Genomic DNA, 22,819 nt, shown 5'->3' with positions numbered 1-22,819 from the left:
GCAACGCTCCACCTTAAAGTGCAGCGATTATCGCGGCTTCCATTTTTTCCGGGGGCGTGATCGGTGCAAAGCGTTTCAGCGGCTGGCCGTCGCGTCCGATGAGAAACTTGGTGAAATTCCACTTAATCCGTCCGCCCAGCACGCCGGGTAGTTCCGCTTTCAGATAGCGAAATAGCGGGTGCGCTGCGCTGCCGTTAACCTCGACTTTGCCGAACATCGGGAAGCTCACCCCGTAATTAACATGACAGGTTTGTGAGATGTCGTCAGCGTTTCCCGGTTCCTGCTTACCGAATTGATTGCAGGGATAGCCAAGCACCACCAGACCCTGCGCGGCATATTTCTGATAGAGCGCTTCAAGGCCGGCGTACTGGGGCGTGAAGCCGCAATGACTGGCGGTATTCACCACCAGAACCACCTTGCCTTCGTAATCGGCCATAGAGATAGGTTGACCGGTCAGGCTGGTGGCCGAAAACTGATAAAAAGGGGGCATGTCAGTGTCCTCAAAACAGCACAGGTTCGATGTTGATGTTGCCACGCGGGCCCAATAGCGGGCTTCATAGCCTGGCGCGCACAGCATAACTTTCTGCGCGCCGTTGTCACAATAACACTGACATCTAACTTTGCAGACAGAGCCTGATCGCCGGCACAAAACTCTGTCTGCCAGTCTCACTAAGACGCCTCTGCCAGCAAAGCCGCCTGCACAGCAGGGCGCGCATTGATCCTTGCCATGTACGCCAGTAGCGCAGGCCAGCGATTCACCGTCAGTTTGGACTGGTGTGTTCGCTATCCGGTCAATCTTCTGTTGCTGCGCAGTCACTGCTGACGACGCTGCGTAAAGAAAGATAAGCGGCGGTCCGGAGGTCACTTCATCGGCTGGCTAACCGTCAGTTTCATAATGAAGGGCCTCGCCGCAATCTGTCAGCCGCATGAAAACCGGGAGGTTAATAAAAATCCGTGGCATCCGTATGTTATGCCATCATGGCGCAATGACCGCCGACATCTGCTTCAACACTTCGTCACGTGCTCTCAGGCCGGCGTTCGGCGTTAACACCTGTTCATCCTGAATCAGTTTGGCAAAAACAATTTTTTTCCTGCCTTTGGTCGCCCAGCCGACATACCAGCCATAGGCATGGTGCGGATCGTATTGATTATTTTTCCCCGGTGAGCCGGTTCCTGTTTTGCCGTGCACCGTCCAGCCCTTAACGCTGACGTCGTAGCGGGTAATATTATCTGTCATGTCATAGGCATGCTGGTTTACGTGCAGCTCACGGTTAACGACTTTCCTTAAAAAGCCAATCTGCTGAACCGGTGAGATCTGCAGGGATGACATAACCCACACCCCATTCTGACCGGGGGCGCTGACGTCAACGGCGGAAACATCTTCGTTTCCGTAAGCAAACGCCTTTACATAGTCTTCAAAGCGATGTTGCCCGATTTTTTTAACAACCTGCTGCGAATACCAGAAGACCGAATATTTTAGCCATGCCGTGGGATCGATTTTATTCATCCAGTTTTTACCGCCCCAGTCCGGGTATCCTTGTTGGTAATCCCAGGCGGGTTCCTTTTCGTTTTTCAGCACGCCGGCATCAAATCCCATCAGGCTGATGGCTATTTTAAAGGTGGATGCGGGTGTGACTTCTCTACTGCAGTCGTTGCCACTCTCCAGCAGGACTTTGCCTGATTCAGCGTCAACAATCAGGGTGCACAGGTTTTTGGCGAATGCCTGCTGTGAAAATAATATCGCAGCAAAAGAGGCCATAACGGCCAGGCGGGTTTTCATTGATGATTGAATCCAAAGTTAAATGCTAACGTAATTTACACCCTGAGAAAGGGCACTGAGCGCGGTCAGGCCGTGCATAAAGAGACTGGTCACGCCACATCCCTTTATCATCTGCAAATTATCGCGTCCGGTGTGCTTATTAATAACCCTGAGCGGGGGTAAATAAAAACGATTTAATCTGCGCCTGTTTTTTAGGAAAACTAAACGATGCGAAACCGTATTTCCGGATGACAAACGGCGCGAAAAAGACGCTATTGCGATCTGCACACCTGCGGCATTTTTCGCCTCGACGGCGATATAAGCGGTAATTAATGGATTGTAGTCCTGCGCCTACACAATCGGTAAGCACATCCGATGGTCAGGGATATTAATACGTGACAAGCTTATCCTCAGTTCACGGCAATCCTCTGCCAGGCATAATGAGAATGTATTTTCAGGAGTGGTTATGCAGCCGGTTAAACGTTGGCAACGCGATGTCTGTCATTTAAATACCCGGGCGTTAACCTGGGTGGCGGCGGGCGCATTTTGCGCGGGCTGCTGGTTATTGATCAGCGTGCTGGTGCTAACCCTGTAACGCGTAGCCAGTGCGAAGAGAATTAGCGCCAGCCGGAAGGGAGTCCGCACCAGGGCGTCAGGGATGAAATTTTTGTAGTGGTTGGGGGCGCGTTGCCCCCTTTTTTTGCCTGCAGACAGGGGTAATGCAATGCGCAGCCCGTGCGATTACGGCCCGAGACGCAGCGTTTCGGCGCGTTTTGCTGTCTCGTAAACGTATTGCAGCATCGGTTCTAAATCGGCATCCGGTCCGGCGCTGATAATTTTGCCGCGCAGCCATTCAATTTCACTGGTGATATCAGGATGAAAGATGGTGTTGTTTTGCGCGTTGCGTAACCACTTCAGCAAAAAGTTATTTTTCCCGCGTACGCCGCCGGATTTCTTGCTGTTCACATAGAGTTTTAACGCAACCAGAATGCAGTAATAGAAATGGACGCGCTGACTATAATTCTGCAACATCTCTTGGCTCTTCATCTGCCGTTTTTCACGCCCGCCAGTGTGCATTGATGTGAAAAGCAGGTCAAACACAATTGGCCGCGCGCCTGTCACAATTGCGAGCGCAACCAACATTTTAAGAATTTCTTTAGCAGCAGATAAATTGTGCCCGTCAGCAGCTGGATGCTTTACCGGGCAGAATAGCCTGTGATTATTTGTTAATAATCACAAAAAAGCACAGCCGTATCTGATAATTAGATAGATCCGATTCTCTAAATGAATTTCCCCTCTGCATCGCCATCTGCAACTCTGTTCTCCGCGCTGGCCACCCTTGCGTTTTACCGGCCGGTGAAATTTTTATTTGCATCAACATGGCTGTCATAAACAGGAGGTGAATTATGACAAAACCTGCTCTGGCGTTCGCTGCGGCCTTACTGGCGCTCAATGCCACCGCATCCGTTGCGGCTCAGCCGCATCACGTTTATACCAATAAAGATTTCTATAAAAATGGCGTCTTCCAGAAAGAGGTAGCGAAAGATGCAATAGCGCAACTGCTCGCCTCTTATGGTCATACGCTGACGCCGGCCATGCGCCAGCAGCTGTGGGTCAATGATTTCGGGCTGGGCGATTATCAGCATGTTGGCCTGGCCAGCATCACCTGGGTCAATAATCTGGATTACGGTTATTACGCTATGACCATGTATCTGCTGCCGAACCAGATGATTCCGGAGCATCGACACATGCCGATTAGCGCGCCGCCGGCACGTCCGGCAAAACATGAATCATGGCGCGTCCTCGATGGCTGGGTATATAACTTCTCAGAAATTGGCGCCGCATCAGCGGATATTCCGCCGACGCCGAAAAGTTTTGGTCCGGTGCAAAGCCACAATGTCGTCATTCAGCATCAGGGCGAAACGCTGTCGCTGAAAAAACTGGAAAGCTATCATTTCCTGATGGCCAACAGTAAAGGGGCGATTGTGGATGAATATGGCAACTGGCAGGATCGCCGTGGCTGGTTCAGCTCCAATCCTAAAGTCGCCCCTACGCCGTAAACCGTGCCCTGCGAGAGATAGTCGATGTGATTTCCCTGTAGCCACCGGAGGCGTTCGCGCCTCCTTTTTAATTAATGGCCTTTACCGGGATGCGCAGAGAGCCGCTCAGCCGCGGCGATTTACCCGGTGCAGACGAATACCACGCTGTTTCATCTCCTCAACGGCAGCACAGGGGCAATCGTCATCGGTGATCACGCCGTCCAGCTGCTGCAGCTTACACACGGAATACACGCTGTAACGACCATATTTGCTGCTGTCAGCCACCAGATAACGCTGCGCTGAGGCGGCCAGCACCGCCTGATTCACCAGCAAGGTGTCTTCGTCGGGTGTCGAGAGGCCGTGCGTGACATCCCACGCGCTGGCGTTGAGGAAAGCCAGATCAATATTGAACGCGGCAAGGGCGGTCGCCGCCATGGCACCCACGCTGGCAATATGCCGTTTATCGACTTTGCCACCCGTATGAAATAGCGTGATGTGGCTGTGACGCATCAGCCAGGCGGCAATCGTAAAGTCGTTAGTCAGCACGGTGAGACTTGCCTGATCGCCTAACGCACGCGCAATTTCATAGCTGGTGGTACCGGCATCGAGGTAGACCACCTGGCCATCCTGTACCAGCGATGCGGCATAACGGCCAAGGCTTTGTTTGGCGTGCACGTTCAGCTGTGCCTTATCCACATACGGCAATGCCTGATGGACCACGGCAGGCAACCTGGCGCCGCCGTGTATGCCGACCACCAGGCCGGCATCCTGCAGGAATTTAATATCGCGGCGGATGGTCATCGCCGACACCGCCATCAGCGTGGCCAGTTCGTGAATGGTGGCCGATCGTTTCGCAAACAGGTAGCGATAAATAGCGTCTTTTCGGTCTTCGGGCAGCATGATGAGCTCAGGGTTAAAAGTGACGTTTTGCCTGCCATGCCACGCGCGCATAGCGTCCGGTACGGCAGCTTCGCTATGATAGCTCATCTGAAGTTGAATCAGATTCAACGAGGCAATGAGTCAGGAGACACGAAAATGCCCGCCCTGCAACGTAATGAACTGGCCGATCTGAATGTTTTTCTGCTGATTTGCCGGCGCAAGAGCTTCCGCCTCGCCGCGCTGGAACTGGGGGTCACCACGTCGGCCATCAGCCACACGTTGCGCAGTCTTGAAGCGCGTCTTGGCGTGCGCCTGCTCAATCGCACCAGCCGGGCGGTGGTGCCGACGGACGCCGGTGCCGCTTTTTTGCGCCATCTGGAAACCGGCTTTGCGCAGATTGAGCTGGCGCTGAACGATCTGCACCTGTACCGCGAATCACCCAGCGGCCGTCTGCGGCTGAACATCCCGCGTGATGCCGGGCAGCTGCTGTTTCGGCCGATCCTGGCGCGCTTTATGGCGACCTATCCGGAGCTCAGTCTGGAAATTACGGTGGATAACAATCTGGTGGATATCATCGGCAGCGGCTATGACGCCGGGATCCGCTACGGCGCCAGCGTACCGAAAGATATGATCGCCATGCCGCTGACGCCCAAACTGCGCTGGATTGTGGTGGCGTCCCCCGATTACCTGCGCGACGCGCCGCCGCTGCAGCATCCGGACGATCTGCGCAACCATCGCTGTATTCGCATGCGCCTTGGCAATGGCACGCTGTATAAGTGGCCGCTGGCACAGGGCAAGGTGGCGTATGAGGTCGATGTGCCGGGCACGCTGACGCTCAATGAGAGCGACATGATTATTGATGCGGTCGCCGGTGGTTACGGTCTCGGCTACTGCCCGGAGCGCTACGTACAGGCGCAGCTGGCGAGCGGGCAGCTGGTGCGCGTGCTGACGGACTGGTGCAGCGAAGACGAACCGCTGGTGATGTATTACCCCGACCGTCGCCAGCTGCACCCGGGTTTACGCCGGCTGATTGAGATGATCCGCGCCGAAACGATGCGCTAACGCTGGATGCGTGCGGCGTAAATAATAAACGTCACCACGCCAAAAATTTCCAGCTCCTCCTCTTCACGCAGCCGGATGGGCTGATAGCGCGGATTCATCGGCATCAGCTGTACGCAGGGATGCGTCTGCAGCCGCTTGACGGTGAACTCGCCGTTAATGGCGGCGATCACGATGTCGTCGTGCCGGGCATTGAGTGAGCTGTCGACCACCAGCAGGTCGCCTTCGCGGATATTGGCATCGCGCATCGAGTCGCCTTCGACGCGCACAAAATAGGTGGCGCTCGGGCGGGTCACCAGCAGCTCATTGAGATCAATCTGGCGCTCGATGTAGTCCTGAGCGGGCGAGGGGAAACCGCCGTGCACCGCGTCAAGGAATAGCGGGCGGGAGCGCGAAGGCGGTGAAAGCTGTGGCAAAAAGAAACGCGTCATAGCGAACATTCCATAGATACTGTTTTTATATACAGTATCAGGCGATTTTTGCTATGATCAAGTCTGCCCGCGGTAAAAAAAGCGAAGCGTATGAAAAACAGCAGAATTCAGTTTTTTGCCGCGCAAACCGCTGAAAAGTGCACTCTTCGCTAAGCACTCTGTGCGCCCGTCTGGCGAAACTTCAATTGTTGTCTACACTTAATGTTGCCGATGTTCGTAGTGCGGTTGCAGTGTTGATGAAAATTTCGTTTAGTTCTGGAGCGTTACCCTTTCGATTCCCGTGTTTACGGAAAAACCTCCTCACTTCCTGCCTGCCTGCGAACAGACTGCCCGTTTACGTTCAGATACAGGAGGAGACGTGACCCCTGCGGTTAATGAGAACAGCACCCTGCCGTCGCTAAGTGGCGGACTTTACGCCTTCTTTTTTGATGTTGACGGCACGCTGGCCGCGCTTCAGTCGCAGCCCGAGTCGGTTTCCATCCCCGCATCGGTGCGCCAGCATCTGCAACAAATTTCTACTTTAAGTCACGGCGCGCTGGCGCTGGTTTCCGGCCGTCCGATCAGCCAGCTGGATGAGCTGGTCGCGCCGCTGGAAGCCCCGGCAGCGGGCGTGCACGGCGCTGAGCGCCGCGATGCCAGCGGACATCTGCATCGTCAGTCGCTGCCCGATGAGGTGGCGCAAACGCTGCAGGTTGAACTGCAGCAGACCCTTGACCAGTGGCCCGGTACGCTGCTGGAAGTGAAAGGCATGGCCTTTGCGCTGCACTACCGCAACGCGCCAGAGTATAAAAACGCCATCATGCAGCTGGCCGAAGAGGCGGTAACCCGCTTTCCGGCGCTGGCGCTGCAGCCAGGTAAATGTGTGGTGGAACTGAAACCGCAGGGCATCGATAAAGGTGCTGCGGTACGCGAATTTATGCAGGAAGCGCCATTTACCGGTCGCATTCCGGTATTTGTGGGCGACGATCTGACCGATGAGAAAGGCTTTCTTGCAGTCAATGCCATGCACGGCATCTCGGTCAAGGTCGGTGAAGGTCCAAGCCAGGCGCGCTATCGTCTGCCCGATGTGGCAGCGGTCTGGCACTGGCTGGAACAACTATTATTACAACTAGAACATGACAACGTCGGTAAGGAGTTTAGGTTATGAGTCGTTTAGTCGTCGTATCTAACCGTATCGCTATTCCTGATGGAAGCAAAACCAACGCAGGCGGTCTCGCCGTCGGCATTCTGGATGCGCTGCAGACCACCGGAGGATTGTGGTTTGGCTGGAACGGAGAGATCAGTGAGTTTTCCGGTGAAGAAGATGAGGAACTTACCCAGATCGAACAAGACGGCATTACCTATGCCTCATTCCCCCTCAATCAAAACGATTACGATCAGTACTACTGCCAGTTTTCGAATACGGTGATCTGGCCCGCGTTCCACTATCGCCTCGATCTGGTGCAGTATCAGCGTGAAGCCTGGGAAGGCTACTGCCGCGTGAATACCCTGCTGGCGCAGCGGCTGAAACCGCTGATCAAGCCGGACGATATCCTGTGGATCCACGATTACCACCTGCTGCCGTTTGCCGCTGAACTGCGTAAACAGGGCATCAATAACCGAATCGGATTCTTTCTGCATATCCCGTTCCCGACTCCGGAAATTTTCAATGCGCTGCCGCCGCATCAGGAACTGCTGGAAATGCTGTGTGAATACGATCTGCTGGGTTTCCAGACAGAATCCGATCGCGTGGCGTTTCTCGACAGCCTGAGCCAGCTGACGCAGCTGCAGAATAAAGGCGAGAAGAAGCATCGCGCCTTTGGCAACACCTTTATGACCGAGGTTTACCCAATCGGTATCGAGCCGGACAGTATTAAAGAGATGGCGGAAGGGCCGCTGCCACCGAAGATGGCCGCGATGAAGCGTGAGCTGGGCGATTTGCAGAATATTATCGCCTGTGAGCGTCTCGACTATTCTAAAGGCTTGCCGGAGCGTTTCCTTGCCTATGAAGCGCTGCTGGAAAACTTCCCGCAGCATCGCGGCAAAATCCGTTACTCACAGATTGCGCCGACCTCGCGCGGCGACGTGCAGGCCTATCAGGATATTCGTCACCAGCTGGAGACGGAAGCGGGGCGCATTAACGGTAAATACGGCACGCTGGGCTGGACGCCGCTCTTCTATCTCAACCAGCATTTTGATCGCCGCCTGCTGATGAAGATTTTCCGCCTGACCGACGTGGGGCTGGTTACGCCGCTGCGTGACGGCATGAACCTGGTGGCGAAAGAGTATGTCGCGGCGCAGGATCCGGACGACCCGGGCGTGCTGGTGCTGTCGCGCTTTGCCGGAGCGGCTAACGAGCTAACTTCTGCGCTAATCGTTAACCCGTACGATCGTGATGATGTGGCGGCGGCGCTGGACCGCGCGCTGACCATGCCGCGCACCGAGCGTATCTCGCGCTATAACGACATGATGGCTGTGCTGCGTAAGCAGGATATTTCGCACTGGCGCGAAAGCTTCCTGAAGGATCTGAACACGCTGCCGGCACGCAGCGCCAGCCACGGTAGCGATAACAAGGTCGCGACGTTTCAAAAGCTGGCGTAATTAGCCCCGCAAGGCGCGATTTTCCCCTCAGGCAGTGCCTCTCCCGTACGCGGGAGAGGTATCCGTCAGACGACGCAGGCAGGACCGTGCTGCGTAGCGTTTTCACGCGATATCCTCACCGAATGAAATCGATTTCATTTTGTTAAGCGCTAACCCGCTGACCCGGCACCAAAAAACGCACGAATTGGTTAAAATTAAGCCGGTTAATCACTGAAACGCTGAATTTTTCCTTCCGACCCTAAAGATTTGGCTGGCCAGGCCGATAGTTCTAATACATCAGTGTGTTAGTTAGTCAATTCATTCATATCGCTAATGTAACGTGCTGTTACATCCCTTGTGACTCGCTAAACCCTCCCTACAAACTCTTTACACACCACAAGCGCGCTGCATCCACTCTTCACGCTTCGCTAGCACAGCGCCATTAGTCCTGCGCGGCAATATTCCCTGTAAGTGATTAATTTAAAAGCGAATAATTACGGCGATTTTTGGTGTTTTATGCTGCATTTTTGGTTTATTTCGGGGTCTTGTCTTTGCCTAAAGCCAACGTAGCAGATAAAAGATCGTCCCATGGCGGCGATCTGCGACACACTTCAAAATTCAGACTTTTCCTGTGAAATATTAGCGAAACGTTTCAAAATCGCTCAAAAAAAGAACAACAGAAAAGCATTACTGAAGCTTCACTTGAAAAATTTGCCTTAAAAGTGTGATGCAAATCACACTTTATCTAAAATTTCATACCAATCACGTTGTATGTCGAAATCAGACGATATAGATTTGCCTTGTTTTCGGATTAGTCTTAAAAAACTGTAAGCAGACGTCACGGAAGATGGTTACAACTCAAGAAAAGATTGGCCTGGAGTTTTGACTACTACTGATCAATATCCCGGTGGGAAGTGAAACAGTTCAGTACGCGTTGGCTTATGCCTGATTATTTTTTGCCATCTTTAGATTTACCAACCAGCAACCCGAACCATAGAACACTTAATTCTGTGGCCGTATATATGTCGCGTCTATCAGGATGGAAAAAATGGGTACATCAGAATTACTAAAACACATATATGACATCAATCTGTCATATTTATTGCTTGCACAGCGTTTGATAAACCAGGAAAAAGCTTCAGCAATGTTTCGTTTAGGTATCGATGAGCCAATGGCGGATGCATTGCAGCAATTGACTTTACCTGAGATGGTAAAATTAGCGGAAACCAATCAACTGGTTTGCCAGTTCCGCTTTACCGATCACAATCTTATTAACCGTTTAACGCAGGAATCACGTGTGGATGATTTGCAGCAAATCCACACCGGTATTTTATTATCCAGCCGTTTATTGCGCAGCGCATCGAAAGATGATGTCTCTGCTAAAAAGAGGGCGGTGTAATGACCGAAAAAAGTATTGTTCAGGAAGCGCGTGATATTCAGCTGGCAATGGAGCTGATTACCCTGGGCGCACGACTGCAGATGCTGGAAAGTGAAACCCAGCTGAGCCGCGGTCGCCTGATTAAACTGTACAAAGAGCTGCGTGGTGCCCCACCACCGAAAGGCATGCTGCCATTCTCTACCGACTGGTTCATGACCTGGGAACAAAATATTCATGCGTCGATGTTCTGTAACGCCTGGCAGTTTCTGCTGAAAACCCGGCTGAGCAGTGGCGTAGAGGCGGTTATCAAAGCGTATCGCCTGTATCTTGAGCAGTGTCCGCAATCGGACGAGGGCCCGCTGTTGGCGCTGACCCGCGCCTGGACCCTGGTGCGATTTGTTGAAAGTGGCATGCTGGAATTGTCTGACTGTAAATGCTGTGGCGGAAGCTTCATCAACCACGCGCATCAGCCGCCGGGCAGCTTTGTTTGCAGCCTGTGCCAGCCGCCATCACGTGCCGTAAAAAGACGTAAACTTTCTGCAGATTCTGCCGATACCTTTCCACAACTGCTGGATGAACAGGTTAAACGCGCCGTTTAAGTTTGTTCGCATCGTGGAAAGCATCCAGCAGCGGTTAATACCGCTGCTTTTTTTTTGCCCACACCCTGTGAATAACACCTGCGGCTCTCTGGCTTAACTTCCACCAACACGTTACGGACGTAAGGATGTTTTTGTGCTGATTATTGTGGGTTATATCGTAGTCCTCGGTTCCGTGCTGGGCGGTTACATGATGGTAGGCGGCCATCTGGGCGCGCTTTACCAGCCGTCGGAGTTGCTGATTATTGGCGGCGCCGGCATTGGTGCGTTTCTGGTGGGCAACAACGGCAAATCGATTAAAAAGACGCTAAAAGCGCTGCCTTTGTTAATGCGCGGCTCAAAATATAACAAAGCCGTATACATGGATTTAATGGCGCTGCTGTATCGCCTGATGGCGAAATCACGTCAGCAGGGCATGCTGTCGCTGGAACGCGATATTGAAGATCCCAGCCAGAGCGAAATTTTCGCTAACTATCCGCGTATTTTGTCCGATAAACCTTTAGTGGATTTTATTACCGACTATTTACGGCTGATGGTGAGCGGAAATATGAATGCTTTCGAGATCGAAGCCCTGATGGATGAAGAGATCGAAACCTATGAACACGAGTGCGAAGTACCAGCACAAAGCTTAGCGGCGGTCGGTGATGGCCTGCCGGCGTTTGGTATCGTCGCCGCGGTAATGGGCGTGGTGCACGCGCTGGCCTCCGCGGACCGCCCGGCGGCAGAACTGGGCGCGCTGATTGCGCACGCCATGGTGGGAACGTTCCTCGGTATTCTGCTGGCTTACGGCTTCATTTCGCCGCTGGCATCCGTGCTGCGCCAGAAGTGCGCGGAAACCACCAAGATGATGCAGTGCGTCAAAGTCACGCTGCTCTCCAGCCTGAACGGTTATGCGCCGCAGATCGCCGTCGAGTTTGGTCGTAAAACCCTGTATTCCACCGAGCGTCCGTCCTTTACCGAGCTGGAAGAGCACGTGCGTAACGCGAAAAACCCGGCTAAGCAGACTTCGGATACGCCTTCATGAAGCACGGTAATCGCCCGATTGTGCTGGTCAAACGGCGCAAACATAAAAAGCATGAAGGCAGCCATGGCTCATGGAAGATTGCCTATGCCGACTTTATGACGGCGATGATGGCGTTCTTCATGGTGATGTGGCTGATCTCGATCGCCAATCCGCAGGAGCTGGTGCAGATTGCCGAATATTTTAAAACGCCGCTCAAGGTCGCCCTGACCGGCGGTCAGCGTAGCAGCGACAGCGAAAGTCCGATTCCCGGCGGCGGCGATGATCCGACGCAGAAGAAAGGCGAAGTGCAAAAACAGGTCGATATGGATGCGCAAAAGCGCCAGCTGGATGACATTCGCCTGAACCGGCTGCGTGAAAAACTCGACCAGCTGATTGAGGCCGATCCGCGCCTGAAAGCGCTGCGTCCGCATCTGATCATCAACATGGTGGAAGAGGGGCTGCGCATTCAGATTATCGATAGCCAGAACCGCCCGATGTTTAAAACCGGCAGCGCGGAAGTGGAGCCGTACATGCGCGATATCCTGCGCGCCATTGCGCCGCTGCTGAATGATATTCCTAACAAAATCAGTTTGTCCGGCCATACCGATGACTTCCAGTACGCCAGCGGCGATCGCGGCTACAGCAACTGGGAACTGTCGGCGGATCGTGCCAATGCCTCCCGCCGTGAGCTGGTGGCGGGCGGGCTGGACGGCGGCAAAATGCTGCGCGTGGTCGGCATGGCCGACACCATGAAACTGAAAAACCGCGGCGCCAACGACGCGGTGAACCGTCGTATCAGCCTGCTGGTGTTGAACCATGACACCGAAGCGGCGATTGAAAAAGAGAATGCCGAGAGCGATGCCGTTCAGGTGAGTGACCCGGCGCAGATTTTACCTAGCATTACCGCACCGGCTGGTCCGGCGGCGCCAACTGCCCCCACGGGTTCTACCGCAGCACCGGCCACACCGGCAGCCGCGGCGAATCCGCCGGCAGCGGCACCGCCCGCCGCCAGCGCGGTGACACCAGACCAACCCTCACAGCCGAGGTGATCCCGTGAGCATGGACATCAGCGATTTTTACCAGACGTTTTTTGATGAAGCCGATGAGCTGTTAGCGGATATGGAGCAACACCTGTTGGGACTGGATCCCCAGGAGCCCGATTCCGAGCAGTTGAATGCCATCTTCCGCGCCGCCCACTCCATTAAGGGCGGAGCCGGTACGTTTGGCTTTACGGTTTTACAGGAAACCACCCACATCCTGGAAAACATTCTGGATGGTGCGCGCCGTGGCGAAATGCAGCTCAGCACCGACATCATCAACCTGTTTTTGGAAACCAAAGATATTATGCAGGAACAGCTCGATGCCTATAAAACCGCGCAGGAGCCAAACGCAGAAAGCTTTAACTACATCTGTGAAGCCCTGCGCCAGCTGGCGCTGGAAGCCAAAGGAATAGCCCCGCAAGCCGCCGCACCGGTGGTGGCGCTCGCCGACGTGGCAGCACCTGCCGCACCTGCCAGCAGCGGCCTGCGCCTGCAGCTGATCAATCTGAAAGAGAAAGAGCCGGATCTGCTGCTGGAAGAGCTGGGCAACCTCGGCACCCTGACCGATGTGGTGAAAGGCGCCAGCTCGCTGGAAGCCACCATCGACGGTGTCGGCAAAGACGATATCGTGGCGGTGCTGTGTTTCGTGATTGATGAAGCGCAGATTCAGTTCCCACAGGACGCCGCACCCGCCGCCATTGCCGCCGCGCCCGTCGCAGAGGCCGAAGCCGAAGCGCCGGTGCAGCAAACGGCGACCGTCACCGACATTACTCCGGCGGTGAAGCGTGAGAGCAAGCGTGCTGCCGCGCCCGCCAAAAGCAGCGAATCCAGCAGTATTCGCGTGGCGGTGGAAAAAGTTGACCAGCTGATCAACCTGGTCGGCGAGCTGGTGATTACCCAGTCAATGCTGGCGCAGCGCTCTGGTGCGCTGGATCCGGTGGCACATGGTGACCTGCTCAACAGCATGGGTCAGCTGGAGCGTAACGCCCGCGACCTGCAGGAATCGGTGATGTCGATTCGTATGATGCCGATGGAGTACGTGTTCAGCCGCTTCCCGCGTCTGGTGCGCGATCTGGCCAGCAAGCTGGGCAAAGAGGTTGAACTGACGCTGCTCGGCAGCTCAACCGAACTGGATAAGAGCCTGATTGAACGCATCATCGATCCGTTAACGCACCTGGTGCGTAACAGCCTCGACCACGGCATCGAAACCCCGGAAAAACGGCTGGCCGCCAGCAAAACGGCGGTCGGCAATCTGACGCTGTCCGCGGAACACCAGGGCGGCAACATCTGCATCGAAGTGATCGATGACGGTGCCGGCCTCAACCGTGAACGTATCCTGGCGAAAGCGCTCTCGTCCGGCCTGCCGGTCAGCGACAGCATGAGCGATGAAGAAGTCGGCATGCTGATCTTCGCGCCAGGCTTCTCGACCGCCGAGCAGGTGACCGACGTATCAGGCCGCGGCGTCGGCATGGACGTGGTGAAACGTAATATCCAGGAGATGGGCGGTCACGTCGAAATCTCCTCGAAGCAGGGCAAAGGCACCACCATTCGCATTCTGCTGCCGCTGACGCTGGCGATCCTCGACGGGATGTCGGTGCGCGTGGCAGACGAAGTGTTCATCCTGCCGCTGAACGCGGTGATGGAGTCACTGCAGCCCACGGCTGAAGAGCTGAAACCGCTGGCCGGTGGCGAGCGCGTACTGGAAGTGCGCGGCGAGTACCTGCCGCTGGTTGAGCTGTGGAACGTGTTTGACGTGCAGAACGCCAAAACCGACGCCACGCAGGGCATCGTGGTGATCCTGCAGAGCGCAGGACGTCGCTATGCGCTGCTGGTCGATCAGCTGATTGGTCAGCATCAGGTGGTGGTGAAGAACCTGGAAAGCAACTACCGCAAAGTGCCGGGCATTTCCGCCGCCACCATCCTCGGCGATGGCAGCGTTGCGCTGATTGTCGACGTATCGGCACTGCAATCATTGAACCGTGAGAAGCGTGTGGCCGGTGCCGCAGCGTAACAGATAACGAAAGGGTAAAAAAATGACTGACATGGCAACCGTGACGAAAATCGCCGGCGAAACCGTCGGCCAGGAGTTCCTGGTTTTCACCCTCGGTGACGAAGAGTACGGCATCGATATCCTTAAAGTGCAGGAGATTCGTGGTTACGATCAGGTAACGCGTATCGCTAACACGCCGGAGTTCATCAAGGGCGTGACTAACCTGCGTGGCGTGATTGTGCCGATTATCGACCTGCGCGTGAAGTTCTCGCAGCCGGACGTGGAGTACAACGAAAACACCGTGGTGATCGTGCTGAATCTTGAGCATCGCGTGGTCGGCATCGTGGTGGATGGCGTGTCTGACGTGCTGTCGCTGACGCAGGATCAGATCCGTCCGGCACCGGAATTTGCCGTCACCATGTCGACCGAGTACCTCACCGGTCTCGGTGCGCTGGGCGAGCGTATGCTGATTCTGGTCGACATCGAAAAACTGCTGAGCAGTGAAGAGATGGCGCTGGTAGATACGCTGCGTAGCGCATAATCGTTCGCAGAGAGTCACGGGTCGCTGATGCGGCCCGTGACTATTACATCCTTTATTAAACCGTTATAAATCAATAGCAAAGCCCACAAATATTTCCTGCCCTCGCTCAATATTCCCGCCGCCAGGTCGATAACTGTATTGCACGATTTTTCTTCATTTCCCCAGGGCAAACTATGTTTACGAAAATCCGCGTTGTGACCAGCCTGTTGCTGGTATTGTTGGTGTTTGGCGTACTGCAGCTGGCTTCCGGCTCGCTGTTTTTTAAAGCGCTGAGTGACGACAAAAAAAGTTTCAATACCTCTCAGCTGGCGAGCAAAAACATTGCCGCCATCAATGATGCTTACATGAGCCTTAACCAAAGCCGCGTGATCCTGACGCGTATCCAGCTGCGTATTGCCACCAGTAAACTGACCGGCGCCGAAGCTGACATCAGTACGCTGTTCGGGCAGAGCAGGACGTTCCAGCAGACGGCGCAGGACAAATTCACCCTGTTTAAAAACACGCCGGACACGCCGGGCCAGAACCTGCAGCTCAATCAGCAGCTGGAGCAGACCTATAAAGCTTACGCCAGCGCGCTGGCTGAGATGCAGCAGGTACTGCAGCACAACGATACCGCCGCAGCCGGCAAAGTACCGGTGGCCCCGACGCAAAGTGCCTTTCTGGAAAACTACACCCAATGGCGCGCCGATCAGGATCGTCTGACGGCGGCCGGCGTGGCGGCGAACAGCGCCGCTTACGAGCACATGATGTGGCTGCTGGGGCTGGTACTGGCGCTGGTGGTGGGCGTGATCGTGCTGTGCTGGTTCGGCCTGCGTAAGGTGCTGATTAAGCCGCTCAACGACAGCATCCAGCACATTGAACACATTGCGCAGGGCGATTTAACCCAGACCATCACCGTCGAAGGACGTAATGAAATGAGCCAGCTGGCGAGCAAGCTGCAGGAGATGCAGCAGGCGCTGGTGCGCACCGTCAGCAACGTGCGCGACGGCTCGGACGCCATTTTTACCGGCGCCAGCGAAATCTCAGCCGGCAATAACGATCTCTCGGCGCGTACCGAACAGCAGGCGGCGTCGCTGGAGCAGACTGCGGCCAGCATGGAGCAGCTCACCGCCACGGTGAAGCAGAACGCCGAGAACGCGCGGCAGGCCTCGCAGCTGGCGCTCAGCGCATCGGAAACCGCGCAGAAAGGCGGAGAAGTGGTCGAAGGCGTGGTGCGTACCATGCACGATATCGCCGGCAGTTCGAAGAAGATTGCCGACATTACCAGCGTGATTGACGGTATCGCTTTCCAGACCAACATCCTCGCGCTCAACGCCGCTGTCGAAGCGGCGCGCGCCGGGGAACAGGGCCGCGGCTTCGCGGTGGTGGCCGGTGAAGTGCGCAACCTTGCCCAGCGCAGCGCGCAGGCGGCGAAGGAGATTAAAGGGCTGATTGAAGACTCGGTGCGTCGCGTTGACAGCGGCTCACAGCTGGTCGGCACGGCGGGCAATACCATGGGCGAAATCGTCAACGCGGTGACGCGCGTTACCGACATCATGGGCGAGATCGCCTCGGCGTCGGACGAGCAGAGTCGCGGTATCGATCAGGTCGGCCAGGCGGTGACCGAGATGGACCGCGTCACGCAGCAAAACGCCTCGCTGGTGGAAGAGTCGGCGGCGGCGGCGGCCTCGCTGGAGGAGCAGGCCAGCCGTCTCAGCCAGTCGGTGGCGGTGTTCCGCATTCCACGTGGCGCTCAGCCTGTCAGCAGCACGGGTGTGCGCCATCCGCAAATCGCCCCGCCGCAGGCCAGCGTGCCACGCAAAGCGCTGACCGCGCCGGTCAGCGACGCCAACTGGGAAACGTTCTAAGCTGAAACGGGAGCGGACAACGCGCCGCTCCCGCATCAGCTGCTTTCTTTACTTATAAAACGCTGTAAAAAAGCTTTAATTCAGCATTATCCCTCGTAAAGTCCGGTAAACCCTCTCAAATATTCAGCGCAGCGGTCGATAAAGAGGGCGTAACCCCCTTTTTGGAGACACCATGTTAAAACGAATCAACGTCGTCACCAGCCTGATCGCAGTCCTGCTGGTGTTCGGTGCTATGCAATTACTGTCCGGCGGGCTGTTCTGGTCGGCATTACAAAAAGATAAAGAGGCGTTTGCTGTGGCACAAACGTCAAGTAATAACGTCGCTGCCATGTCCGATGCCTGGATTGAACTCAATCAAACCCGTACCGTGCTCAACCGCGCCATGCTGCGCATGCAGGGCAGCATGGCGTCACAGACCAACGGCGGCCAGCTTAACGCACTGATCGCGCAGACGGAGAAACAGCTCGACACCGCGGCCGGTCACTATCAGCGTTATTACGATTTGCCCGCGACGCCAGGACTGCCGGATGCGCTGCGCGATCGGCTGGAAGCGGATTATGCCGCGTTCAATAACGGCCTGAAGGCGATGCTGGCCCGGCTGAAAGCCAACGATCTGCAGGGCATGTTTGATCAGAACATTGAAGCCAAACAGGTCAAAATGAAAGCCACCTATGAAGAGTGGCGCAGCGCACAGAGTGCTTTAGCCGCTGAGGGCGTGGCGCAGAACCAGCGTGCCTTCCACACCATGATGTGGCTACTGGCGATTGTCGCCGTGATGGTGATCGCGGTAATCGTCGCCTGCTGGTTTGGCCTGCGCACGGTGCTGATTCAGCCGCTGCATCAGTTGCTCGGTCACATTCGCCATATCGCCGCAGGCGACCTGACGCAGACCATCACCGTTGAAGGGCGTAACGAAATGAGCCAGCTGGCCAGCAGTCTGCATGAGATGCAGCAGTCGCTGGTGCACACCGTCGGCAACGTACGCGACGGTTCGGACGCCATCTTTACCGGCGCCAGCGAAATTTCCGCCGGTAACAACGATCTCTCGGCGCGTACCGAGCAGCAGGCGGCGTCGCTGGAGCAGACCGCGGCCAGCATGGAACAGCTCACCGCCACGGTGAAGCAGAACGCTGAGAACGCCCGGCAGGCTTCGCAGCTGGCGCTCAGCGCGTCGGAGACCGCACGCAAAGGTGGTGACGTGGTTGAGGGCGTGGTGCGCACCATGCATGACATCGCCGGCAGTTCGAAGAAGATCGCGGATATCACCAGCGTGATCGACGGCATTGCCTTCCAGACCAATATCCTCGCGCTTAATGCGGCGGTCGAAGCCGCGCGCGCCGGTGAGCAGGGCCGTGGTTTTGCCGTGGTAGCGGGCGAGGTGCGTAACCTGGCGCAGCGCAGCGCGCAGGCGGCGAAGGAGATCAAAGGACTGATTGACGATTCGGTCAGCCGGGTTAACGCCGGTTCGCAGCTGGTCGGCACCGCAGGTGACACCATGCAGGATATCGTCGGTGCGGTGACGCGCGTGACTGACATCATGGGCGAAATCGCTTCGGCCTCGGATGAGCAGAGCCGTGGCATCGACCAGGTGGGCCAGGCGGTGACCGAGATGGACCGCGTCACGCAGCAGAACGCCTCGCTGGTAGAAGAGTCGGCCGCCGCCGCGGCCTCGCTGGAGGAGCAGGCCAGCCGCCTGAGCCAGTCGGTGTCGGTGTTCCGCATTCCGCGCGCGTCGGCAGCGGCTCCTGTGCGTCCCCCGCTGACCACGACACCGCCGGCGGCGCGCAAAGCCGCTGCGGCCCCGGTGAGCGACGGAAACTGGGAAACGTTTTAATCATTGCCTGAATCGACCCTCTCCCGCCGCGGGAGAGGGTCGCGTGGCTGGCCCTTCTCCGGTTTGCTGCTGGTCTTACCCCTTTCACCTCACATAAAGATCCGCGCCTGCGCGCCGATAACACCAGCGATCCGCCAATTAATGAGGTGTTTATGTTTAGTCGTGTTCGAGTGGTATCCGGCCTGCTGTGCGTGCTGGCGTTATTTGCCTTACTGCAGCTGTTTTCCGGAGGAATGTTTTTTTCAACGGTGAAAGCCGATAAAGATAATTTTGCGTACAACCAACGTCTTAGCACCCTGCAGCGGGCGATGGGCACCTCATGGGTTTCGCTGGTACAGGCGCGTAACACGCTGAACCGTGCCGGTATCCGCTATCTGCTGGACAGTCAGCAGGCCGGCTCCGGTGCCACGGTAAAAGATCTGGTGGCGCTGGCCAATACGGAGCTGAAAACCGCCGATCAGAGCTTTGCCGAGTTCAACGCTAACCTGTCGGAAAAGGGCAAAAGCGCGGAGAACGTGCTGACGCTGCAGGCCAACTACAACGCGTTTCGCGGGGCGCTGGCCGAGCTGATTGATTTTCTCAGTGCCGGTAACTTTAAAGGCTTTGTCGATCAGCCAACGCAGGGTTTTCAGGACAAATTTGAAAAGGATTACAACGCCTGGCTCGCCTACAACATTGTGCTGGCAAAACAGGGTATTGACGCCAACGAGAGCGCTTACCAACACGCGATTATGCTGGTGGTCGGTACGCTGCTGGTGACGTTGCTGGTGATTGCGCTGGTGTGGAGCGGCATGCGTACGGCGCTGATCCGTCCGCTGCAGCAGAGCATTGAGCACATCCGCCATATTGCGCGCGGCGATCTGACGCAGCCGGTCGATCTCAGCGTGCGCAACGAAATGGGCGACCTGCTCAGTTCGCTGCAGCACATGCAGCAGGAGCTGACGCGCACTGTACGCATCGTGCGCGACGGTTCCGACGCCATCTACACCGGCGCCAGCGAAATCGCCATGGGCAACAACGATCTCTCTTCGCGTACCGAACAGCAGGCCGCATCGCTGGAGCAGACCGCGGCCAGCATGGAGCAGTTGACCGCTACCGTGAAGCAGAACGCGGAAAACGCCCGTCAGGCGTCGCAGCTGGCGCTGAACGCGTCCGAAACGGCGCAGCAGGGCGGCAAAGTGGTCGATGGCGTGGTCAGCACCATGAAGGACATCGCCGGCAGTTCGAAGAAGATTGCCGATATCACCAGCGTGATTGACGGTATCGCCTTCCAGACCAATATCCTCGCGCTGAACGCTGCGGTGGAAGCGGCACGCGCCGGTGAGCAGGGGCGTGGTTTCGCCGTGGTCGCGGGCGAGGTGCGCAGTCTGGCCCAGCGCAGCGCGCAGGCGGCGAAGGAGATCAAAGGCCTGATTGAAGATTCGGTCAGCCGCGTCAATACCGGCTCGGTGCTGGTAGAGAGCGCGGGCGAAACCATGAGCGAGATCGTCAACGCGGTGACCCGCGTGACCGACATCATGGGCGAAATCGCCTCGGCTTCCGATGAGCAGAGCCGCGGTATCGACCAGGTTGGCCTGGCGGTTAACGAGATGGACCGCGTCACCCAGCAGAACGCCGCGCTGGTGGAAGAGTCCGCGACGGCGGCGGCGGCGCTGGAAGATCAGGCCAGCCGACTGAAACAGTCGGTGGCGGTGTTCAATATTGGTAAAGAATTTGTCGCCCAGGCCGTTAACGTAACTACAGCGCCAAAAATTGCGCGTCCGTCTGCACCGCAGGCGCTGGCGCCAGCGGCAGGAGCTCGTGGCGCTGACGATAACTGGGAAACCTTTTAACCCTTGTGGCCGCCGCAGGGCGGCCCGTGTGAATGGTGTGCACTGGCAGCACAGTAGCAACCGCAGTATCACAATTTAATCAGTTTGTTGCCGGGTGACCCGAAATGAAGAAATCGACGTTATTGGATCAAAATGAAGCCACGACGCTGCTCTCACAAATGGTGCAGCGCCTGCCGCTTTCCGATACACATTTTCGTCGTATCAGCCAGCTGATCTATCAGCGTGCGGGCATCGTGCTGGCCGACCACAAACGCGAGATGGTTTACAACCGTCTGGTACGTCGGCTGCGCATGCTGAATATTGATGATTTTGGTCGCTATCTGGCGCTGCTGGAGCAGGACCCGAACAGTGCCGAGTGGCAGGCGTTTATTAACGCACTGACCACCAACCTGACCTCATTTTTCCGTGAGGCGCACCACTTCCCGATTCTGGCAGAGCATGCGCGCAAACGCAGCGGCAACTACAGCGTGTGGAGCACCGCCGCTTCAACCGGTGAAGAGCCGTACTCGATTGCCATGACGCTGGCAGAAACGCTGGGCACCGGACCAGGGAAATTTTCCGTCCACGCCAGTGATATTGATACGCAGGTGCTGGAGAAAGCGGTAGCGGGCGTTTATCGCCAGGAGGAGCTGCGCACCTTATCGCAGTCGCAGCTGCAGCGCTTCTTCCTGCGCGGCACCGGTCCGCACGCCGGCATGGTGCGCGTGCGCAGCGAGCTGGCCAACATGGTGAACTATGCGCAGCTCAATTTACTGGCGCACGACTGGGCGTTGCCGGGGCCGTTCGACGCGATTTTCTGTCGTAACGTGATGATCTATTTCGATAAAGAGACGCAGGAACAAATCCTGCGCCGTTTTGTTCCCCTGCTGAAGCCGGGCGGTCTGCTGTTTGCCGGGCATTCGGAAAACTTCAGTCAGATCAGTAAAGAGTTCTGGCTGCGTGGACAGACTGTCTATGGACTGACCAAGGAAAGACGATGAGCAAAATCACCGTGATGTGCGTGGATGATTCCGCGCTGATGCGCCAGTTGATGACGGAGATCATCAACAGCCATCCCGATATGGAGATGGTCGCGACGGCGCCGGACCCGCTGGTAGCGCGGGATTTGATCAAACAGTACAACCCGCAGGTGCTGACGCTGGATGTCGAAATGCCGCGTATGGATGGCCTCGACTTCCTCGAAAAACTGATGCGCCTGCGGCCGATGCCGGTGGTGATGGTTTCGTCGCTGACCGGTAAAGGATCGGAAGTGACGCTGCGTGCGCTGGAGTTAGGCGCAGTGGATTTCGTCACCAAGCCGCAGCTCGGCATCCGTGAAGGCATGCTGGCCTACAGCCAGATGATCGCCGACAAGATTCGCGCCGCCGCGCGCGCCAAACTGCATGCGCGTGCCGCCACGCCGCAGCCGGTGATGCTGAAAGCGGGGCCGCTACTGAGCAGTGAAAAGCTGATTGCTATCGGCTCTTCAACCGGCGGTACCGAGGCGATTCGCCATGTGCTGCAGCCGCTGCCGGCCACCAGTCCGGCGCTGCTGATTACGCAGCACATGCCGCCCGGTTTTACCCGCTCGTTTGCCGAGCGGCTGAACAAGCTGTGCCAGATCACCGTGAAAGAGGCGGAAGACGGCGAGCGTATTTTGCCCGGTCACGCCTATATCGCGCCGGGCGCGATGCACATGGAGCTGGCGCGCAGCGGTGCCAACTACGTGGTGAAACTGAACGACGGACCGCCGGTGAACCGCCATAAACCGTCGGTGGACGTCCTGTTCCGCTCGGTTGCGGTCAACGCCGGGCGAAATGCAGTGGGGGTCATTCTGACCGGCATGGGCAACGACGGTGCGGCCGGGATGCTGGAAATGCACCGCGCCGGCGCGTGGACCATCGCCCAGGATGAAGCCAGCTGTGTGGTATTTGGTATGCCGCGCGAAGCGATAGCGATGGGCGGCACCAGTGAAGTGGTCGATCTGGGCCACATCAGCCAGCATATGCTGGCCAAAATTAGCGCCGGACAGGCATTGCGAATTTAACGAGCC

The 22,819-nt window shown here is 56.5% G+C and carries 20 protein-coding genes and 1 pseudogene; 15 read left to right on the top strand and 6 right to left on the bottom strand.

Annotation, left to right across the window (positions count from 1 at the left end):
* Positions 1-13: 13 nt before the first annotated feature.
* From K7H94_RS10735 to K7H94_RS10725, 4 genes and pseudogenes are all read right to left on the bottom strand, one after another.
* The gene (locus tag K7H94_RS10735; protein WP_222952043.1) at positions 14-490 is read right to left on the bottom strand and encodes a glutathione peroxidase; all 477 of its coding nucleotides are present in this window, start codon (positions 488-490) and stop codon (positions 14-16) included.
* A 179-nt stretch (positions 491-669) separates the two neighbouring features.
* Positions 670-765: pseudogene (locus K7H94_RS23005) on the bottom strand (glutathione transferase GstA); the annotation flags it as partial.
* 211 nt (positions 766-976) lie between these two features.
* Positions 977-1,780, bottom strand: coding sequence for a class D beta-lactamase (blaOXA, locus tag K7H94_RS10730; RefSeq protein ID WP_222951018.1), 804 nt, complete (start codon positions 1,778-1,780; stop codon positions 977-979).
* Positions 1,781-2,500: 720 nt separating this feature from the next.
* Entirely contained in the window at positions 2,501-2,791 is a 291-nt protein-coding gene (locus K7H94_RS10725; protein ID WP_031279201.1) for a hypothetical protein, read from the bottom strand.
* Positions 2,792-3,165: 374 nt separating this feature from the next.
* On the opposite strand from K7H94_RS10725, the gene K7H94_RS10720 reads away from it, so the two are divergent.
* Complete coding sequence (locus K7H94_RS10720; protein ID WP_058769674.1) at positions 3,166-3,819, top strand: cupin domain-containing protein; 654 nt, start codon at positions 3,166-3,168, stop codon at positions 3,817-3,819.
* A 105-nt stretch (positions 3,820-3,924) separates the two neighbouring features.
* On the opposite strand, the gene K7H94_RS10715 is transcribed toward K7H94_RS10720, so the two are convergent.
* Positions 3,925-4,698 (bottom strand): DeoR/GlpR family DNA-binding transcription regulator, encoded by a 774-nt coding sequence (locus tag K7H94_RS10715; RefSeq protein ID WP_150058263.1) that lies wholly within the window; start codon positions 4,696-4,698, stop codon positions 3,925-3,927.
* Positions 4,699-4,833: 135 nt separating this feature from the next.
* On the opposite strand from K7H94_RS10715, the gene K7H94_RS10710 reads away from it, so the two are divergent.
* The gene (locus K7H94_RS10710) at positions 4,834-5,739 is read left to right on the top strand and encodes a LysR family transcriptional regulator (protein WP_058769675.1); all 906 of its coding nucleotides are present in this window, start codon (positions 4,834-4,836) and stop codon (positions 5,737-5,739) included.
* On the opposite strand, the gene umuD is transcribed toward K7H94_RS10710, so the two are convergent.
* Complete coding sequence (gene umuD, locus K7H94_RS10705) at positions 5,736-6,167, bottom strand: translesion error-prone DNA polymerase V autoproteolytic subunit (RefSeq protein ID WP_058757656.1); 432 nt, start codon at positions 6,165-6,167, stop codon at positions 5,736-5,738. The two genes, K7H94_RS10710 and umuD, sit on opposite strands and share 4 nt — an antisense overlap.
* Before the next feature lie 358 nt (positions 6,168-6,525).
* Here umuD and otsB point away from each other — a divergent pair, with 358 nt between their 5' ends.
* The 13 genes from otsB (at position 6,526) to K7H94_RS10640 (ending at position 22,813) form a co-directional block, all read left to right on the top strand.
* Entirely contained in the window at positions 6,526-7,314 is a 789-nt protein-coding gene (gene otsB / locus K7H94_RS10700) for a trehalose-phosphatase (RefSeq protein WP_222951017.1), read from the top strand.
* Complete coding sequence (gene otsA, locus K7H94_RS10695; protein ID WP_058757657.1) at positions 7,311-8,747, top strand: alpha,alpha-trehalose-phosphate synthase; 1,437 nt, start codon at positions 7,311-7,313, stop codon at positions 8,745-8,747. Before otsB ends, otsA begins: the two co-directional genes overlap by 4 nt.
* Before the next feature lie 1,027 nt (positions 8,748-9,774).
* Entirely contained in the window at positions 9,775-10,125 is a 351-nt protein-coding gene (gene flhD, locus K7H94_RS10690; protein WP_021506283.1) for a flagellar transcriptional regulator FlhD, read from the top strand.
* On the top strand, positions 10,125-10,703 hold the full coding sequence (gene flhC / locus K7H94_RS10685) for a flagellar transcriptional regulator FlhC (protein ID WP_021506282.1): 579 nt from the start codon (positions 10,125-10,127) through the stop codon (positions 10,701-10,703). The genes flhD and flhC overlap by 1 nt, the downstream gene beginning before the upstream one ends.
* A 133-nt stretch (positions 10,704-10,836) precedes the next feature.
* Complete coding sequence (gene motA / locus K7H94_RS10680) at positions 10,837-11,724, top strand: flagellar motor stator protein MotA (protein ID WP_021506281.1); 888 nt, start codon at positions 10,837-10,839, stop codon at positions 11,722-11,724.
* The gene (motB, locus tag K7H94_RS10675; protein WP_021506280.1) at positions 11,721-12,752 is read left to right on the top strand and encodes a flagellar motor protein MotB; all 1,032 of its coding nucleotides are present in this window, start codon (positions 11,721-11,723) and stop codon (positions 12,750-12,752) included. Before motA ends, motB begins: the two co-directional genes overlap by 4 nt.
* Before the next feature lie 10 nt (positions 12,753-12,762).
* Positions 12,763-14,754 (top strand): chemotaxis protein CheA, encoded by a 1,992-nt coding sequence (cheA, locus tag K7H94_RS10670; protein WP_190286075.1) that lies wholly within the window; start codon positions 12,763-12,765, stop codon positions 14,752-14,754.
* Between the two features lie 22 nt (positions 14,755-14,776).
* Positions 14,777-15,274, top strand: a complete 498-nt coding sequence (cheW, locus tag K7H94_RS10665) for a chemotaxis protein CheW (RefSeq protein ID WP_021506278.1) — start codon at positions 14,777-14,779, stop codon at positions 15,272-15,274.
* A 173-nt stretch (positions 15,275-15,447) separates the two neighbouring features.
* Positions 15,448-17,121, top strand: coding sequence for a methyl-accepting chemotaxis protein (locus K7H94_RS10660; protein ID WP_222951016.1), 1,674 nt, complete (start codon positions 15,448-15,450; stop codon positions 17,119-17,121).
* Positions 17,122-17,293: 172 nt separating this feature from the next.
* On the top strand, positions 17,294-18,955 hold the full coding sequence (locus K7H94_RS10655) for a methyl-accepting chemotaxis protein (RefSeq protein ID WP_222951015.1): 1,662 nt from the start codon (positions 17,294-17,296) through the stop codon (positions 18,953-18,955).
* A gap of 152 nt (positions 18,956-19,107) precedes the next feature.
* On the top strand, positions 19,108-20,787 hold the full coding sequence (locus K7H94_RS10650; RefSeq protein WP_059011761.1) for a methyl-accepting chemotaxis protein: 1,680 nt from the start codon (positions 19,108-19,110) through the stop codon (positions 20,785-20,787).
* A gap of 104 nt (positions 20,788-20,891) precedes the next feature.
* A complete protein-coding gene (gene cheR, locus K7H94_RS10645; protein ID WP_031279190.1) occupies positions 20,892-21,767 on the top strand; it encodes a protein-glutamate O-methyltransferase CheR in 876 nt (291 codons plus the stop codon).
* The gene (locus K7H94_RS10640; protein ID WP_021506273.1) at positions 21,764-22,813 is read left to right on the top strand and encodes a protein-glutamate methylesterase/protein-glutamine glutaminase; all 1,050 of its coding nucleotides are present in this window, start codon (positions 21,764-21,766) and stop codon (positions 22,811-22,813) included. The genes cheR and K7H94_RS10640 overlap by 4 nt, the downstream gene beginning before the upstream one ends.
* Positions 22,814-22,819: the final 6 nt, after the last annotated feature.

Origin of the sequence: Pantoea dispersa, assembly GCF_019890955.1 — a bacterium.
In the GTDB taxonomy this organism is placed as follows: domain Bacteria; phylum Pseudomonadota; class Gammaproteobacteria; order Enterobacterales; family Enterobacteriaceae; genus Pantoea; species Pantoea dispersa.
This window is presented reverse-complemented; position numbering and strand designations above follow the sequence as displayed.

Coding starts and splice junctions, on each gene's coding strand:
- K7H94_RS10640 (WP_021506273.1), top strand. CDS start 21,764: ATGAGCAAAATCACCGTGATGTGCGTGGATGATTCCGCGCTGATGCGC.
- blaOXA (WP_222951018.1), bottom strand. CDS start 1,780: ATGAAAACCCGCCTGGCCGTTATGGCCTCTTTTGCTGCGATATTATTT.
- cheW (WP_021506278.1), top strand. CDS start 14,777: ATGACTGACATGGCAACCGTGACGAAAATCGCCGGCGAAACCGTCGGC.
- K7H94_RS10735 (WP_222952043.1), bottom strand. CDS start 490: ATGCCCCCTTTTTATCAGTTTTCGGCCACCAGCCTGACCGGTCAACCT.
- K7H94_RS10650 (WP_059011761.1), top strand. CDS start 19,108: ATGTTTAGTCGTGTTCGAGTGGTATCCGGCCTGCTGTGCGTGCTGGCG.
- cheA (WP_190286075.1), top strand. CDS start 12,763: ATGGACATCAGCGATTTTTACCAGACGTTTTTTGATGAAGCCGATGAG.
- umuD (WP_058757656.1), bottom strand. CDS start 6,167: ATGACGCGTTTCTTTTTGCCACAGCTTTCACCGCCTTCGCGCTCCCGC.
- motB (WP_021506280.1), top strand. CDS start 11,721: ATGAAGCACGGTAATCGCCCGATTGTGCTGGTCAAACGGCGCAAACAT.
- K7H94_RS10660 (WP_222951016.1), top strand. CDS start 15,448: ATGTTTACGAAAATCCGCGTTGTGACCAGCCTGTTGCTGGTATTGTTG.
- flhD (WP_021506283.1), top strand. CDS start 9,775: ATGGGTACATCAGAATTACTAAAACACATATATGACATCAATCTGTCA.
- K7H94_RS10710 (WP_058769675.1), top strand. CDS start 4,834: ATGCCCGCCCTGCAACGTAATGAACTGGCCGATCTGAATGTTTTTCTG.
- K7H94_RS10725 (WP_031279201.1), bottom strand. CDS start 2,791: ATGTTGCAGAATTATAGTCAGCGCGTCCATTTCTATTACTGCATTCTG.
- K7H94_RS10715 (WP_150058263.1), bottom strand. CDS start 4,698: ATGCTGCCCGAAGACCGAAAAGACGCTATTTATCGCTACCTGTTTGCG.
- otsA (WP_058757657.1), top strand. CDS start 7,311: ATGAGTCGTTTAGTCGTCGTATCTAACCGTATCGCTATTCCTGATGGA.
- flhC (WP_021506282.1), top strand. CDS start 10,125: ATGACCGAAAAAAGTATTGTTCAGGAAGCGCGTGATATTCAGCTGGCA.
- K7H94_RS10720 (WP_058769674.1), top strand. CDS start 3,166: ATGACAAAACCTGCTCTGGCGTTCGCTGCGGCCTTACTGGCGCTCAAT.
- cheR (WP_031279190.1), top strand. CDS start 20,892: ATGAAGAAATCGACGTTATTGGATCAAAATGAAGCCACGACGCTGCTC.
- K7H94_RS10655 (WP_222951015.1), top strand. CDS start 17,294: ATGTTAAAACGAATCAACGTCGTCACCAGCCTGATCGCAGTCCTGCTG.